The organism is Edaphobacter bradus (assembly GCF_025685645.1).
Lineage (GTDB): Bacteria > Acidobacteriota > Terriglobia > Terriglobales > Acidobacteriaceae > Edaphobacter > Edaphobacter bradus.
Map to the genome: position 1 here is coordinate 119,748 of NZ_JAGSYF010000003.1, position 13,583 is coordinate 133,330.

Annotated in this window: 10 protein-coding genes and 1 pseudogene; 5 read left to right on the forward strand and 6 right to left on the reverse strand. The window is 60.9% G+C overall.

The window, feature by feature from the left end; genetic code table 11:
* Positions 1 to 20: 20 nt before the first annotated feature.
* On the reverse strand, positions 21 to 3,617 hold the full coding sequence (locus tag OHL16_RS12815) for a TonB-dependent receptor domain-containing protein (RefSeq protein ID WP_263367557.1): 3,597 nt from the start codon (positions 3,615 to 3,617) through the stop codon (positions 21 to 23).
* 286 nt (positions 3,618 to 3,903) lie between these two features.
* On the opposite strand from OHL16_RS12815, the gene OHL16_RS12820 reads away from it, so the two are divergent.
* A complete protein-coding gene (locus tag OHL16_RS12820) occupies positions 3,904 to 4,146 on the forward strand; it encodes an enolase C-terminal domain-like protein (protein ID WP_263367558.1) in 243 nt (80 codons plus the stop codon).
* Here the strand turns inward: OHL16_RS12820 and OHL16_RS12825 are convergent.
* A pseudogene (locus OHL16_RS12825) lies at positions 4,092 to 4,277 on the reverse strand (IS5/IS1182 family transposase); the annotation flags it as partial. The gene OHL16_RS12820 and the pseudogene OHL16_RS12825 sit on opposite strands and share 55 nt — an antisense overlap.
* Positions 4,278 to 4,402: 125 nt before the next feature.
* Between OHL16_RS12825 and OHL16_RS12830 the strand changes: the two are divergent.
* Positions 4,403 to 5,038: a hypothetical protein gene (locus tag OHL16_RS12830; protein WP_263367559.1), complete on the forward strand. Its 636-nt coding sequence runs from the start codon at positions 4,403 to 4,405 to the stop codon at positions 5,036 to 5,038.
* A 241-nt stretch (positions 5,039 to 5,279) separates the two neighbouring features.
* On the opposite strand, the gene OHL16_RS12835 is transcribed toward OHL16_RS12830, so the two are convergent.
* Entirely contained in the window at positions 5,280 to 8,564 is a 3,285-nt protein-coding gene (locus OHL16_RS12835; RefSeq protein WP_263367560.1) for a vitamin B12-dependent ribonucleotide reductase, read from the reverse strand.
* A gap of 634 nt (positions 8,565 to 9,198) precedes the next feature.
* Complete coding sequence (locus OHL16_RS12840; RefSeq protein WP_263367561.1) at positions 9,199 to 9,669, reverse strand: HNH endonuclease; 471 nt, start codon at positions 9,667 to 9,669, stop codon at positions 9,199 to 9,201.
* 140 nt (positions 9,670 to 9,809) lie between these two features.
* Between OHL16_RS12840 and OHL16_RS12845 the strand changes: the two genes are divergently transcribed.
* From OHL16_RS12845 to OHL16_RS12855, 3 genes are read left to right on the forward strand one after another with little or no spacing between them, the layout of a single operon-like run.
* Positions 9,810 to 10,382: a thioredoxin family protein gene (locus tag OHL16_RS12845; protein WP_263367562.1), complete on the forward strand. Its 573-nt coding sequence runs from the start codon at positions 9,810 to 9,812 to the stop codon at positions 10,380 to 10,382.
* 24 nt (positions 10,383 to 10,406) lie between these two features.
* Positions 10,407 to 11,057 carry a carbonic anhydrase gene (locus tag OHL16_RS12850; protein WP_263367563.1) on the forward strand — a complete coding sequence of 217 codons (651 nt, stop codon included), beginning with the start codon at positions 10,407 to 10,409 and terminating at the stop codon, positions 11,055 to 11,057.
* Positions 11,054 to 11,971: a bestrophin family protein gene (locus tag OHL16_RS12855; RefSeq protein WP_263367564.1), complete on the forward strand. Its 918-nt coding sequence runs from the start codon at positions 11,054 to 11,056 to the stop codon at positions 11,969 to 11,971. Before OHL16_RS12850 ends, OHL16_RS12855 begins: the two co-directional genes overlap by 4 nt.
* Positions 11,972 to 11,974: 3 nt before the next feature.
* Here the strand turns inward: OHL16_RS12855 and OHL16_RS12860 are convergent, their stop codons facing one another.
* Together OHL16_RS12860 and OHL16_RS12865 are read right to left on the reverse strand one after the other, a co-directional pair.
* Positions 11,975 to 12,859, reverse strand: a complete 885-nt coding sequence (locus OHL16_RS12860) for a magnesium transporter CorA family protein (protein ID WP_263367565.1) — start codon at positions 12,857 to 12,859, stop codon at positions 11,975 to 11,977.
* Between the two features lie 26 nt (positions 12,860 to 12,885).
* The gene (locus OHL16_RS12865; protein ID WP_263367566.1) at positions 12,886 to 13,545 is read right to left on the reverse strand and encodes a DUF2007 domain-containing protein; all 660 of its coding nucleotides are present in this window, start codon (positions 13,543 to 13,545) and stop codon (positions 12,886 to 12,888) included.
* Positions 13,546 to 13,583 lie beyond the last annotated feature (38 nt).

A 13,583-nucleotide genomic window follows, 5' to 3' on the forward strand; every position in this document is an offset into this window, starting at 1 on the left:
CTTAGGCACGCGCGCGGGAATTACCACAGCACCTTGACGGCGATCTGTCCCTGACGCGGCACATTCGTTTGGCCCCACTGCTTCAGAATGGCTCCAAACTGCGGGTCCGACGGGTTTCTGTCATAGTCCTGCTGGAAGACCGGATGATTGGCCACGTTGAAGGCCTCCAGCCGCAACTGAACGGTGAACCGCTCCGTGGGATGGAAGTTCTTCGACAGGTTGGCATCGATCTGGTGGAAGTTGGGGATGCGAATGCCCGAGTAGACGATGTTCTGGTTTGGAGCATACGGAGCCTGCGAGATGAAGTCGTAATCGATGACGCCTGCGCTGGTCTTGCAGTTCGCAGCAGCCACCGGGTACGGCGTGATCTGCCAGTTGTATAGCCCTTTCTGAGTCCAGCCTGCCGCGCACGGCGCAGCACCGCGGATCGAGCCGGGAATGGACGGATCCGGACGATGCGGAACACTGGCGTTGTGCATGTAGTTCAGGCCGTTGCCGTTCAGGCTCCACGGGCGACCGGTCTCAAAGATGTAGAGCGAGGCCAACTCCCAGCCGCCGATCACCGCATCCACAAGTCGGTTGCTGGTGCCCAGGAAGCGGCGATTGCGGCCCACCGGCAGCATGTAGACACCCGAGAGGGTGATGCGGTGCGGAACGTCACTCCCATCGATCGTGCGCGACAGAATGCGGTAGTTTCCGTCCACAAAGCCGCCCGAGGTCATGTTCTTCGAGTACGTCCAGGTGCCGTGCAGCGTCAGGTCCTGGCCCATCTTGTGCGTGGCCGTCACCTGCAGCGAGTTGTACCACGAACGGCCTTCGTTCAATTGGTACTCGGTAATGTCGCTGAATTCCGGAAAGGCACGGCTGAAGCGGCTGGCCGGGAGGGTCGTCGAGCTGTAGTCGGAGCTGCCCTGGAAGTCCGGTACGTCAAAGAACGGGTTGGCCGACTGCCTGCCGCAGGCCGCCGAGCTCGGATCTCCGCCCAGCGTCGGGGCGCACTTCTCCATCGCTGCGATGCTGACGTGGTTGATGTTGTCGGCGCTGTCCTGGCGGGTGCTGCGGCTTCCCGAGTACGTCACGTTGATCACGTCGTGCTTGAGGAACTGACGCTCCACGCCCAGCGAGTAGTTCTCGTACCGCGGCGTCTTGTAGTTCGGGTTGATGAACCACAGACCCTGGCCCAGACCCGTCTTCAGCCCCAGCTTCGAGCCGGTCGGTTGGATGATACCGGTCGGGAACGGATTGTCGAGGGTGTTTCCGCTCTGGTGGATGCCGCCGTCAAAGCTATTGACGAACTGCGTGTTGGCGGAGAAGCCGAGGTTGTTGTCGCCCGGGACCGGGTTGCGGAACATCATGCCGTAACCACCACGGATGACCGTCTTCTCGTTGAGCGCATAGGCAAAGCCGATGCGCGGCTGCACATTGGACTTGATCATCGGAATGAACGTGCGCGGAGCGCCGTTGACACCGAGGAAGGTCATGCCGCCCAGAAGCTGTGTCCCCGCCGGCATCAGGCCTTGATTGACCTGCGCATTGACCGGATTGACCGAGGTAGTGTCAAAGGCATAGTTGCCGCGGTTGTTGCGCTCCGACTGTGTACCGTTCAGGTCGTAGCGCACGCCCAGGTTCAGCGTCAGCCTGTTGGTCAACTTCCAGTCGTCCTGTATGAACGGTGCAAAGTAGTGCTGCGACCAGTAGACCGGGGAGCCGATGCTCACGTTGCCATTGTCCGGCGTGCCCAGCAGGAACGAAGCGATCGAGTTGCCGGACTGCTCCGTTTGCGCACCGCCGTAGTTGTAGAAATGCTGCGTCCAGCCGGCGCCGGTGTGGAAGTAGGCGCCGCCGCCGACCTGCTTATTGATCTGCTGCAGGAAGCGCAGATCTACGCCGCCGTGGATGCTGTGCCGGCCTTTGATCCAGGTGAGGGTCGGATTCATGGCCAGCGCGTAGGCCGGGCTGATGTTGCCCCCCTGGTTCCCCATGCTGGCGAAGCTGTCGATGTCCAAGCTAGGGAAGTAGTTGTTGAAGCCGCTGTACTGAGAGACCAGGCTCGACGGCAATCCCAGCGAGGTCTGATCAAAGCCCTGCGCTCCACCCAGGTTGATCTGGATAAAGGTGGTCACCACCGCCTTGAAATCCAGCACCAGATTGGGCGTAAAGGTGTGCACCTCCTCTGTGGCAAAGGTGGAGTTGCGCGATCCGTTGGGCCACGCCCTAGCCACCGGGCCCGACAGGCCATTTTGATTCCACGCACCGCGCCGCTCCCAGTATCCGAAGCGCAGCGAGAAGCGGTCGTGGGAGGTCAGGTTGTAGTCCACTTTGGCGAGCGCGTTGCGATAGATCGTGTCGATCGGCTCGGGGACTACGTAGTTGCCGTTGGTGGGGTTCTGACCAGGGCGCGGCGCAACGTTCGGCGCCGGGTAATACGAGAGGATATTCTTCGCCACCTGACTGATGCGGCTGGCCGGAATCTTGTTGTTCGGGAACGGCTGGCGCACGTACTTTTGGTAGGTGGGGCTGTTTGGGTTGGAGTCGAAGACGACGGTCTGCGGATCGTAGATGATCAGCGGCTGCTGCTTCTGCCCGTCCCAGTAGGTGGCGTTGCTGAAGTCGCCGTTGATCCAGCCGGCCATGGGCACAGAGGTAGTTACGGTGTTCGGTTCGCGCTCGTTCCAGTTCTCAAACTGCAGCACGAAGAAGGCGCGATCGCGGCCATTGAAGAGCTTGGGAACGACGACAGGGCCGTCGAGTTCAAAACCATACTGATCTTGCCTGTGCTGGGCCCGGGGAATGGGAACACCGTTGCGCAAGGTATTGTTGTTGACCCAGGTGTTGGAGTCCATCCAGGTCCGGCGGGCGAACTCGTAGACATCGCCATGCAGTGCGTTGGTGCCCGACTTGAGGGTCATGTCGATGACGCCTCCCTGGCCACGACCGAACTGCGCGTCATACGGGTTGGTGATGATCTTGAACTCCTGCACCGCGTCGACGGGAGGAATGTAGGCCACCTGTGCGTTGCCCTGCGGCGACTCGTTGGAGACGCCATCGAGCATCAGCACCGTGTTGCCCTCGCCGCCGCCATTGATGGCCAGAGCGCCTTCCGTCTGATCGAAGGGACGGGTCCACTGCTTGCCGCCATACCATGCCACGCCGGCGCTTAGCTGGGCCAGTGTGCTGGGATCGCGGCCGTTGAGCGGCAACTCGGTGACGCGGGTATTTTCCACCACCTCGCCCACATCGGCCTTGCCCACGTCGAGCAGCGCATCGGAGGTCACCGTAACCGTCTCGCCCACCGAGCCGACCTTCAGCGTGAAGTTGATCGTGGCCGTCTTGCCGACTTCGAGCTTGATGTCGGTCTTGTTCTGCTTCTGAAAGCCACCAGCCTGCGCGCTAACCGTGTAGAGGCCAGGTTTGAGATACGGCACCGTATAGTCGCCGCTGCTGGTGGTTACGGTGGTCACGTCCGTATTCGTGAGCTGATTGTGGACGATGATCGTAGCTTTTGACACAACTGCATTACTGGGGTCAGTGACATGGCCGGTGAACTCCTGGCCAAAGAGCGGGCATGCTGCCAGGAGCAATCCGAGCACAGACACGTAGAGTGTGCGATGACGCATTGAAAGCCTCCAAAAATGTAAAACACGGGGATCGAAAGATGTTTTATAGGTGACTACATACAATCGTCAATGAAAAAATGAAAAAGACTGCTTACAGTTGGGGCACCATACTCTCGATGGAGAGAAGGGCGCGAATTGTGCTAGAAATCAGTCTTTAATTCAGCCATCTGACTGAGTCATGAAGACAGGTACATCCTTGCAATGTGCATGGGAAAGATACTGAAACAAGGTCCGCGAACTCACGCTCAGAGCGGTCGATCGGGGCTTCAAAGCACTAAAGCTGAAGGTGGGATCAGCAGATCATTCGCGCGATCTGCGCCGTGCCGCCATGTTGCGCGAGACCATTGGCGACCCCGGAACACTGATGTTCGATGCCAACCAGAACTGGGACCTGCGCGTTGCAACCCGCATGTGCGGCGAGCTGGCCCGATTCAACCCGCTCTGGATCGAGGAGCCGACTCACCCTGACGATTTCCGCAGCATAAGGCCCAGACCTACAGGCGGACGCCCGTTCTCGCCCTTCGGATAATGCGGCCGTACCAACGCCTCCAGCTCCGGCCACGGCACGATCCGCTCCATCTCCTCCAGAAACTGCTCCCGCCGCGTCTTCCTTCCGTATCTCTCAAACCCTGCCTGCGATGCCAGTGTCTGCTGTCGCACGTGCCCCCCGCCTACACCTGCAAACCTACCCGCTTAGGTGATCTCGCTCTCCGGCGACGGAGGGTTCCTGTAGGGCGTGATAATTCGTGCCTTCGCGCTCTGGCAACCTGACAAACCGAGAGTTCATGATCGTGGAGCAAGGGTCCTACTTACACTGTCATGGTGCCAAAGCGATCTATGTCGGCCAAGATCCAACGATCAGGAGGATCCAGCACGCCATCTACATCGACGTGACGCCGGCGCTGAATGCGGCGAAAGGAATTCCTCTAGAATGGGCGCCCCGGAATATCGAACACTTCCGCGGCCACCTGGCTAAATATCGCGAAAGCAATTTGGCTCGGGTACGTCGTCTTGAGTTCAATCCCACTGGGGTCTCGCCGGAGACCACCGCCATCGCAAAAGCGCTCGGAAGCTGCCTTGTGGATTCGCCCGACCTTCAGGCGGCGCTCGTTTCAATTCTCGCGCCGCGCGACCGGCAATGGGTCTCTGAAAGGCTGGATACAGCCGAAGCCTTAGTCGTCGAAGCGGTGCTCGCTCTGAGCAGGGGAGGCGCCGAGCAACTTTACGCACGGGAGATCGCGGTCGAGGTCAACCGTCTACTGGAAGTGCGCGGCGAGCGATCCAAACTTAGTCCTGAGAAAGTGGGACATCGGCTGAGGAGGTTGGGTCTGCCGACCCGCCGACTAAGCCAGGCCGGCAATGGCTTGCTTATGAACAAGGAGACGCTGACCCGGCTTCTGACGTCTCTGCAATGTACGTAGGGGAGGATCAGCTCGCTGTCACCGAAAACCTCCATAGCCCGGAAGCAACGGAAAAAAAAGAAGTTGAGGAAGTTATGTAGGTTATGGAGGTTTATAGCACTCATCTTAGGATCACTTTCACGTAAGTCGTCTAAAATGAGTGCCTTTCACCTTATGGGGTCTTGACTTTCACGTTATGGGGTACAACTTTCATCTATTGCGTAAACCCACATTTTTTTCTTGTTGGCATGTCCACCTTGTTCTAGCTGCAGCCGCTGGTGCTTCCGCACTCCATGCAGCGGTAGCAGGAGCCGTTGCGGGTCATGATGGCTCCGCAGGTAGCGCAGGATGGGGCGTCTCCCATGTCGACCATGGACTTCATGGCGTTGGCGGCGTGGTAGATTCCGCGATCCTCCAGGGACAAGTTGTTGGTTGTTGGTTGCTGGTTGCTGGTTGTTGGGTCGGGGGCGATTCCCTGCTGGGGTGGCCGCGTGGTGTAGGTTTCCTCGAAGATCTGTGGCGCTTCGGACGAAATGCGGGGGTTCTTCGCTTCGCTCAGAATGACACCTTCAGCGGACGAGGCGGAGAGTGAGGGGATGATGCGGTTGCCGGGGCTGGTGACGGCTCCTTCGACGGGGACGGTCTGCTGTGGGGCGAGGCCGGCGAAGAGGTCGAGCTGGTGTCCGGAGAGGAAGCGGATCTGCATCCAGCGGAAGAGATAGTCCATGATCGACTTGGCGTAGCCGATCTGCTCGTTGCCGGTCCAGCCGGAGGGCTCGAAGCGGGTGTGGGCGAACTTCTCGCAGAGGACGCGGAGAGGGACGCCGTGCTGGAGGGCGAGCGAGACAGCGGTGGCGAAGGAGTCCATGAGTCCGGAGACGGTGGAGCCTTCCTTGGCCATGCGGATGAAGATCTCGCCGGGTGAGCCGTTGGGGTAGAGTCCGACGGTGATGTAGCCCTCGTGTCCGGAGAGGCCGAACTTGTGGGTGATCGAGGCGCGCTCGGCAGGCAGTCGGTGACGGACGGCGCGGGGCGGAGCCTGGGCGTCGGCAGCGTCGGAGTTCTGCAGGGAGGCCTCGGTGATGGCCTTGATCTGCTGTTCGAGGGCCGCGATGCGGACCTGTGCGGCGGCCTTGGCGGCGATGACGGCCTCTTCGATTTCTACAGAGCCGGCAGCTGCGGGGGCTACTGCTTTACCGGCTAGATTGCTATCTTTCTGCCCATCTTTTTGTGCCTTGCCGTCGGCGGCGGAGACGTTGAGGGGCTGCGAGCCCTTGGAGCCGTCGCGGTAGATGGCTACGGCCTTGAGGCCCTGGCGCCAGCTCTCGAGATAGGCCTCGGCGATGTCGTCGACGGTGGCGTCGTGGGGGAGGTTGACGGTCTTCGAGATGGCTCCGGAGAGGAAGGGCTGGGTGGCGGCCATCATCTTGATGTGGCCCATGTAGTGGATGGAGCGGGTTCCCTTGGCGGGCTTGAAGGAGCAGTCGAAGACGGCGAGGTGCTCGGGGAGGACGTGCGGTGCGCCTTCGATGGTTCCGGTGGCGTCGATGTAGGAGACGATGGCGTCGACCTCGGCGTTGGTGTAGCCGAGCTTGAAGAGCGCGGAGGGGACGGTGTTGTTGACGATCTTAATCATTCCGCCGCCGACGAGCTTCTTGTACTTGACGAGGGCGAGGTCAGGCTCGATGCCGGTGGTGTCGCAGTCCATCATGAAGCCGATGGTTCCGGTGGGAGCGAGCACGGTGACCTGGGAGTTGCGGTAACCGTGACGCTCGCCGTGAGCGAGGGCTCCGTCCCAGACGTTCTTGGAGGCTTCGATCAGCTCGGTGAGCTGAGGGGCGACGAAGGGCTCGGCGGAGCTGCGGGAGGAGCCGATGTTGTTGACCTCGGCGCGGTGCATGCGGATGACGTCGAGGAAGGGCTCGCGGTTGACGTAGAAGCCGGGGCAGGCTCCGCCGGCGATCTGAGCCTGCTGAGTGAGGGGCGTGGCGGCTCCGAGGGCCGGGCAGGTCTCGGCGATGCGTGACGACTGCCAGTAGGCTTCGCCGCAGAGGATGGAGGTGAGGGTGGCAGCGAAGTCGCGGCCGGCGTCGGAGTCGTACGGCAGACCGAAGGCCATGAGCAGGGCGCCGAGGTTGGCGTAGCCGAGGCCGAGCGGGCGATAGTCGTGCGAGTTCTTCGCGATCATCTCGGTGGGGTAGCCTGCGGCGTCGACGATGATCTCCATGGCAGTGGTGACGATGCCGATGGCGTGACGGTAGGCGGCGATGTCGAACTGGCCGCCGGGAGTGAGGAACTTCAGGAGGTTGAAGCTGGCCAGGTTGCAGGCGGAGTCATCGAGGAACATGTACTCCGAGCAGGGATTGCTGGCGTTGATGCGACCGGTGTTCTTGCTGGTGTGCCAGCGGTTGATGGTGGTGTCGTACTGCATGCCGGGGTCGCCGCACTGCCAGGTGGCTTCGGCGATGGCGTGCATGATGTCGCGGGCGCGGTACTCCTTGACCGGCTTGCGGTCCTTGACGGTGCGGGTGACGAAGGTGGAGTCGGCGTCGACGGCAGCCATGAACTCGTCGGTGACGCGGACGGAGTTGTTGGCGTTCTGGAAGAAGATGCTCGAGTAGGCCTCGGAGTCGGGGCTGGAGCCGTCGTAACCGGCCTGCATGAGGGTCCACGCCTTCTTCTCTTCATTGACCTTGCAGTCGATGAAGTCCATGATGTCGGGGTGGTCGACGTTGAGGATGACCATCTTGGCGGCGCGGCGGGTCTTGCCGCCGGACTTGATGACTCCGGCGAAGGCGTCGAAGCCGCGCATGAAGCTCAGCGGGCCGGAGGCGGTTCCGCCGCCGGAGAGGGTCTCCATTGAGCCGCGGATACTGGAGAGGTTGCTGCCTGCTCCGGAGCCCCACTTGAAGAGCATTCCCTCGGTCTTGGCGAGGGTGAGGATGGAGTCGAGCGAATCCTGAACCGAGTTGATGAAGCAGGCCGAGCACTGCGGCTTCTTGTAGCCGGTGACGGAGAACTCAATGGCGCAGGAGTGCGGGTTCCAGTGCCAGTTCTGGGCGTCGGAGTTGGGCTCGAGGCGGTCGCAGCCGACGTTGAACCAGACGGGCGAGTTGAAGGCGACCTTCTGGTTGAGGAGCAGGTGGGCGAGCTCGTTGTAGAAGGTCTCGGCGTCGGCGGCGGAGGCGAAGTAGCCGCCTTCGATGCCCCAGTCGCGGATGGACTCGGCGACGCGGGTGATAAGGGCGCGGACGCCGGTCTCGCGCTCGGAGGTTCCAAGCTGGCCGTGGAGGTACTTGGAGGCCACGATGTTGGTGGCAGTCATGGACCAGTCGGCAGGGACCTCGACAGCCTTCTGCTCGAAGATGATGCGGCCCTTGAAGTCCTGGATGACGGCGTCGCGGAGCTCCCAGACGATGTCGTCGAAGGGCGAGTCGCCGGACTGCGTGAAGTGCCGGTTGAAGGTGAGTCCCGGGGCTCTCGAGCCCGTGGCGGCCTGCGCTTGAGAGGTGGAGGTGGCGGCAGTCTGTTTCGAAATAGTGGCCATGGGGAAGGTGCTCCTTTTAACTTGGATGATGTCTTCAAGGCCCCTGACCCACGGTGCGGTGGGCGAGAGGGCAAATCTGGTGGCTGCAATACCGTGACTGATGAGAAGACTGCTATCAGCCGGGGGTTGAAACCGGGTTTGAATCCAATGTCTTGTAAGCCCCAACGGGCGGGCTGCAGTCGTGAAAGTACCGCCGCTTATGGGGTGTGTCAAGTATAAAGCACAAGATGTAGTGTTGGCTGTGGGAATACCTCTATTTCAGAGGATTTCGTTGCGGAGGGTCACCGGAAATCGGTGATTCTGCTGTGGATTTCGCAAAATCGAGGCGGCAGGTGCGGGAACCGGGGGGCAGAATCCGGAGCGATTTTCAGGGGCAAGTTCTAACACCTTTGTTGTACCTCTGCGAGGGTAGGCCGGATGGCTCGGCGATACAAGGCGCAAGGGTTGTGCAGAGAATGTGGATGGGGGTGGAAACGGTGGAAAAAAGGGTGGTCAGGTCTGTGGTGTCATGGGTAAACCGCAGGTCCTTCGACTGCGCCTCTTGCAACAAGGCCGCAAGAGGCTCCGCTCAGGATGACACTTTCATTTAAGAATCAAACGCTTACGCAGTTCCACTATCCCAATACGCCCCTGGTCAGGCGGTGCGGCGGGCCTGGAGGCGCTGACGGAGCTCTGCGGTGGCCTGGCGGTGGCAGAGGAGGCAGAGGGTGCGGATGTTATCCAGGTCGCACTGGCCTCCGCCCTCGGCTACGGGGAGGATGTGGTCGGCGTCCCAGAGGCTGCGGCGGCTAGTGATGGTTTTCATGCCGTAGAGGCGGAGCCCGGCGGCGCGGGCGGGGCCTCGGGCACGCTTGAGGGCGGCGAAGACGGCGATGGTGTCGGTGCGGCAGAGAGTGCAGATTCCGCGGTCGCGGGTGAAGACCTGGTCGCGGAGGTAGCCGGGGTCGGTGCGGAGGCGCCACTGGTGGACGCAGTAGTCGCTGCAGAAGGTGCGGCGGCGTTTGGCGAGGATCTCAAGCTGGCACCAGCGACAGAGCGGCAGGCCGTTGGGTCCTTTGGGGAGGGATTTGCGAGTGGCGTGACCTCCCTGAAGGTTTCGCGGCATGAGCATGGCACGAGGATAGAGCCTCCGACGCGATGGACGCGATGATGAATTGGGTTCATTCTGGCTGCGAACTCATGAGCCGCGGTTCAGGGCAGACGTCGGGATGGATAGCTATATTGGAGAGAGATTTCGGAGGAGATATGTCGCGGACACAATCGACGATGGTAGAGCTTGGAACCACAGCCCCGGCGTTTGAGCTACCGGATGTGGTGACGGGCAAGGCGGTAGGACGCGATGATGTTGCAGCCGGGCAGAAGGGGATGCTGGTGATGTTCCTTTGCGTTCACTGCCCGTATGTGAAGCACGTGGAGGCCGAACTGGCGCGGATTGGCGTGGATTACGAGGACAAAATCGGCATCGTGGCGATCTCGTCGAACGACGTCGCCGCGTATCCTGAGGACTCGCCTGCTGAGATGAAGAAGCAGGCCGAGCGGCTGGGGTTCCGCTTCCCTTACCTCTACGATGAGTCGCAGGAGATCGCGCACGTCTATGACGCTGCGTGCACGCCGGATTTCTTTCTCTTCGATGGTGAGATGAAGCTGGTGTACCGCGGGCAACTGGATGACAGCAGGCCTCGCCGCAAGGACTTCGGTAATGACCTTCCTGTGACCGGCAAGGACCTCCGCGCGGCGATGGATGCGGTGATTGCGGGCAAACAGCCTGACCCCAACCAGAGGTTCGGTGTGGGTTGCAATATTAAGTGGAAAGAATAGAAGATCGATACGATCGAGGACGCCATGAAAGACGTGCTTTCAGAGCTGAAGGCGGGGATTCGCCAGTTTCGGACAGAGGTATATCCCGCACAGGCGGAGGTGTACCGCAAGGCCGAGAGCGAGCCACAGCGGCCGGCGGCGATGATTGTGACATGCGCGGACTCGCGCATCGATCCGGAGCTGATCACGCAGTCAGGGACGGGCGAGCTTTTCGTGACGCGCAATATCGGGAACCTTGTGCCTGCGTACGGCGAGATGATGGGCGGCGTGAGCGCCGTGGTGGAGTATGCGGTGAGCGCGCTGAAGGTGAAGCATATTGTCGTGTGCGGGCATAGCGACTGCGGCGCGATGAAGGCGCTGTTGAATCAGGAGAGCCTGGAGTCGATGGGGACGGTGAAGCGGTGGATGCGCAACGCTGAGGCGGCGCTGAGTGTGGCGGACTCTCTCTCGGAGCCGGACGAGAAACCGAGCACGCGCCTGCGACGGCTGACGGAGGAGAATGTTCTGCTGCAGGTCCAGCATTTGCGGACGCATCCCTCGGTAGCAGGGGCGATTGCGCGCGAGGAGCTTTCGCTCTCGGGCTGGGTGTACGACATCGGCACGGGCGAGGTGCGGATCTCCGAGAACGGCGAGCGAGTGTTCCGCGCGGTCACGCTGGAAGGCAAGGCTGGATGATCGTTCCCCGGTCGAGGCAATTGCTACTGCACACGGTGCAGTATGTCGGTCGCCCTCTGCTGGTTCTGCTGGCGTACGACATCTTTGTGGTGGTCGCGTACAAGATGGGGCTTCTGAGGTGGAAGGCCCTGGACGAGATTCCTGTATCGCTGTTCGGATCGGCCATCGGCGTCGTTCTGGCCTTCAGGAACGCCACGTCGTATGCGCGCTGGTGGGAGGCGCGCACGCTGTGGGGAGCAATCGTCAATAACGCGCGGAGCTTTGGGCGGCAGGTGACGACGGTGATGCGGCCGCGAAGCGAGAGCGATGAGGCTGATCTGCGTATGACGCAGCGGCGGATGGTCTATCACCAGATTGCGTATGCTCATTCGCTTCGCCAGTATCTGCGGCGACTGGAGCCGTGGGCGGAGCTGGCTCCCCTGCTGAACGAGACGGAGATCGAGGAACTGCGCACGAAGCAGAATGTGCCGCTTGCGATTCTGCAGGAGATGGGCGTCATGCTGCGGGAGGCTATCGACAATGGATGGATCAACGACATCCAGTCACAACAGATCGAACGATCCCTTGACGATCTAGCGGATGCGCAGGGCGGAGCAGAGCGCCTCCAGAATACGCCGATGCCGAGGCAGTACGACTACTTTCCGCAGCTATTCGTGCAAATCTACTGTGTCCTGCTGCCGCTCGCGATGGTCTCGAGCCTGGGGTGGCTCACTCCGTTGGGATCAACGCTGGTGGGCTTCATCTTTCTGGCGCTGGACAAGATTGGACGCGATCTGGAAGATCCGTTCGACAACACAGAGCACGATATTCCGCTGACCTCAATCACGAGGACGATCGAGATCAATCTGCGGCAGCAGTTGGGGGAGACGGAAGTTCCCAAACCGCTTGCGCCAGTCGATGGCGTGCTCTGGTAGGGCTTAGAACCATTTCATCCGGCGAAGGATGAGGAGCAACGCGACGGTGGTGAGAACGGTCGCCAAGCCGACATACAGGGCTCCGTGCGGGGATTCTTCAAAGGGCAGGCCTTTGAGATTCATGCCATAGACGCTGGAGATGGCGAGCGCCGGAAGCGCAATGGTGCCGAGGACGGTGAGGACCTTCATGACCTCGTTGGTGCGGTTGGCCACAGATGATAGATAGATGTCGAGCGTGTTGTTGAGCAGGTCGCGTTGCGTTTCGACCGAGTCGAGCAGGCGGGCGATGTGGTCGTACGTGTCGCGGATGTAGAGCTGATGCTCGGCGTCGATAATGGTGTTGGGGTCGCGCTGCAGGTGCAGGCCGGCATCGCGCGTGTTGACGAGGACGCGGCGCAGATCGATGAGCTCGCGCTTGAGGGCGAAGACTTGCTGGAGGATGTCGGGCGAGGGATTGTCGACGACTTTGTCCTGGAGATCGTCGATGCGATCGTCGAAGTAGTCGATGGCGGGAAAGTACAGATCGACGACGGTGTCGAGGATGAGGTAGAGGAGATGCGCCGGGTGCTCCTCGTCGCCGCAGCGGCGCGCTCGCTCGAGCGCTTTGTCTGTCGTCGGACACGCCGGGTTGGCGATGGTAATGAGGAAGTCTTTGCCGGCGAAGACATCGATAGTGAAGAAGGTGGGCATCGACTCGGATGGCGCGTCGGGGTCGGGCTTGAGGTAGACAGGCTTGAAGACGGCGAATGCGTACTGCGAACCGGAGTCGACCTTGACGCTCTCGTCGGCGCAGCGCGCATCCTCGATGTGGAGAGGATGGAGATTGTACTGGCGGGCTAGCTCGTCGAGCTTGGGGTCGTTGGCGTCTTCGAGTTGGTACCAGGGCATGCCGGTGAGGTCTCCAATAGAAGCCGCTATAACTTGCCGATGCCATCATTTTCTAGTGGGAGCTGTGTTGAGTCATCATCCTCTTCCGCCCAGCGGAGACCGCAGTTGCCACAGTGCCAGGATTCGGAGCCGCGCGGTGCAGGCAGCGACAAAAGATAGAGTGAAATCAGAGCGGCCTTTCGCCCATAACGTTGCCACGCGATGTCAGTAGAGTTGCACCGCGGGCAGCGAGGTTGTTCGTAGCCTGGCTGGTCTGGGAGAGGAATGGAGTTGGGGATTGGCTGAGCGAGGACCGCTTCCGCCGCTTCGACGTCCGTAGCGGCGACCTGCAGACGAATGCCTCCAATGAGATTGGACATCTGCCAATCGAGTCGGACGAGATTCTCGTCCTTGAGGAAGCAGAAGATACCAATGGATTCGACGACAGCGCGAGCGACAACGGCTTCAGAGAGATCACGATAGCGGCGGAGCGTCACGAGATCACGGTACTTAGGCAGGTCGTCGATTGGAAGAGGTGGCTCAGTGAATTCAAGGCCGCGGCTGGCAAACTCCGTCACAAGAGCAGAGCGCGCCTCATCAATCAGCGAGTGCCAGTCGGTGGCAAGCTCGCGCAGCTCAGGCTCGGACATCGACTTGTAGAGATCGGCGAATGTCGGTTCAGGGCTGTGATGAAAGAAATTCGCCATGCGACGCGATGATAGCAGAGGCTACAACCAGGCCTGCG

Coding starts and splice junctions, on each gene's coding strand:
- OHL16_RS12845 (WP_263367562.1), top strand. CDS start 9,810: ATGTCGCGGACACAATCGACGATGGTAGAGCTTGGAACCACAGCCCCG.
- OHL16_RS12860 (WP_263367565.1), bottom strand. CDS start 12,859: ATGCCCTGGTACCAACTCGAAGACGCCAACGACCCCAAGCTCGACGAG.
- OHL16_RS12855 (WP_263367564.1), top strand. CDS start 11,054: ATGATCGTTCCCCGGTCGAGGCAATTGCTACTGCACACGGTGCAGTAT.
- OHL16_RS12840 (WP_263367561.1), bottom strand. CDS start 9,669: ATGCCGCGAAACCTTCAGGGAGGTCACGCCACTCGCAAATCCCTCCCC.
- OHL16_RS12815 (WP_263367557.1), bottom strand. CDS start 3,617: ATGCGTCATCGCACACTCTACGTGTCTGTGCTCGGATTGCTCCTGGCA.
- OHL16_RS12850 (WP_263367563.1), top strand. CDS start 10,407: ATGAAAGACGTGCTTTCAGAGCTGAAGGCGGGGATTCGCCAGTTTCGG.
- OHL16_RS12835 (WP_263367560.1), bottom strand. CDS start 8,564: ATGGCCACTATTTCGAAACAGACTGCCGCCACCTCCACCTCTCAAGCG.
- OHL16_RS12865 (WP_263367566.1), bottom strand. CDS start 13,545: ATGGCGAATTTCTTTCATCACAGCCCTGAACCGACATTCGCCGATCTC.
- OHL16_RS12830 (WP_263367559.1), top strand. CDS start 4,403: ATGATCGTGGAGCAAGGGTCCTACTTACACTGTCATGGTGCCAAAGCG.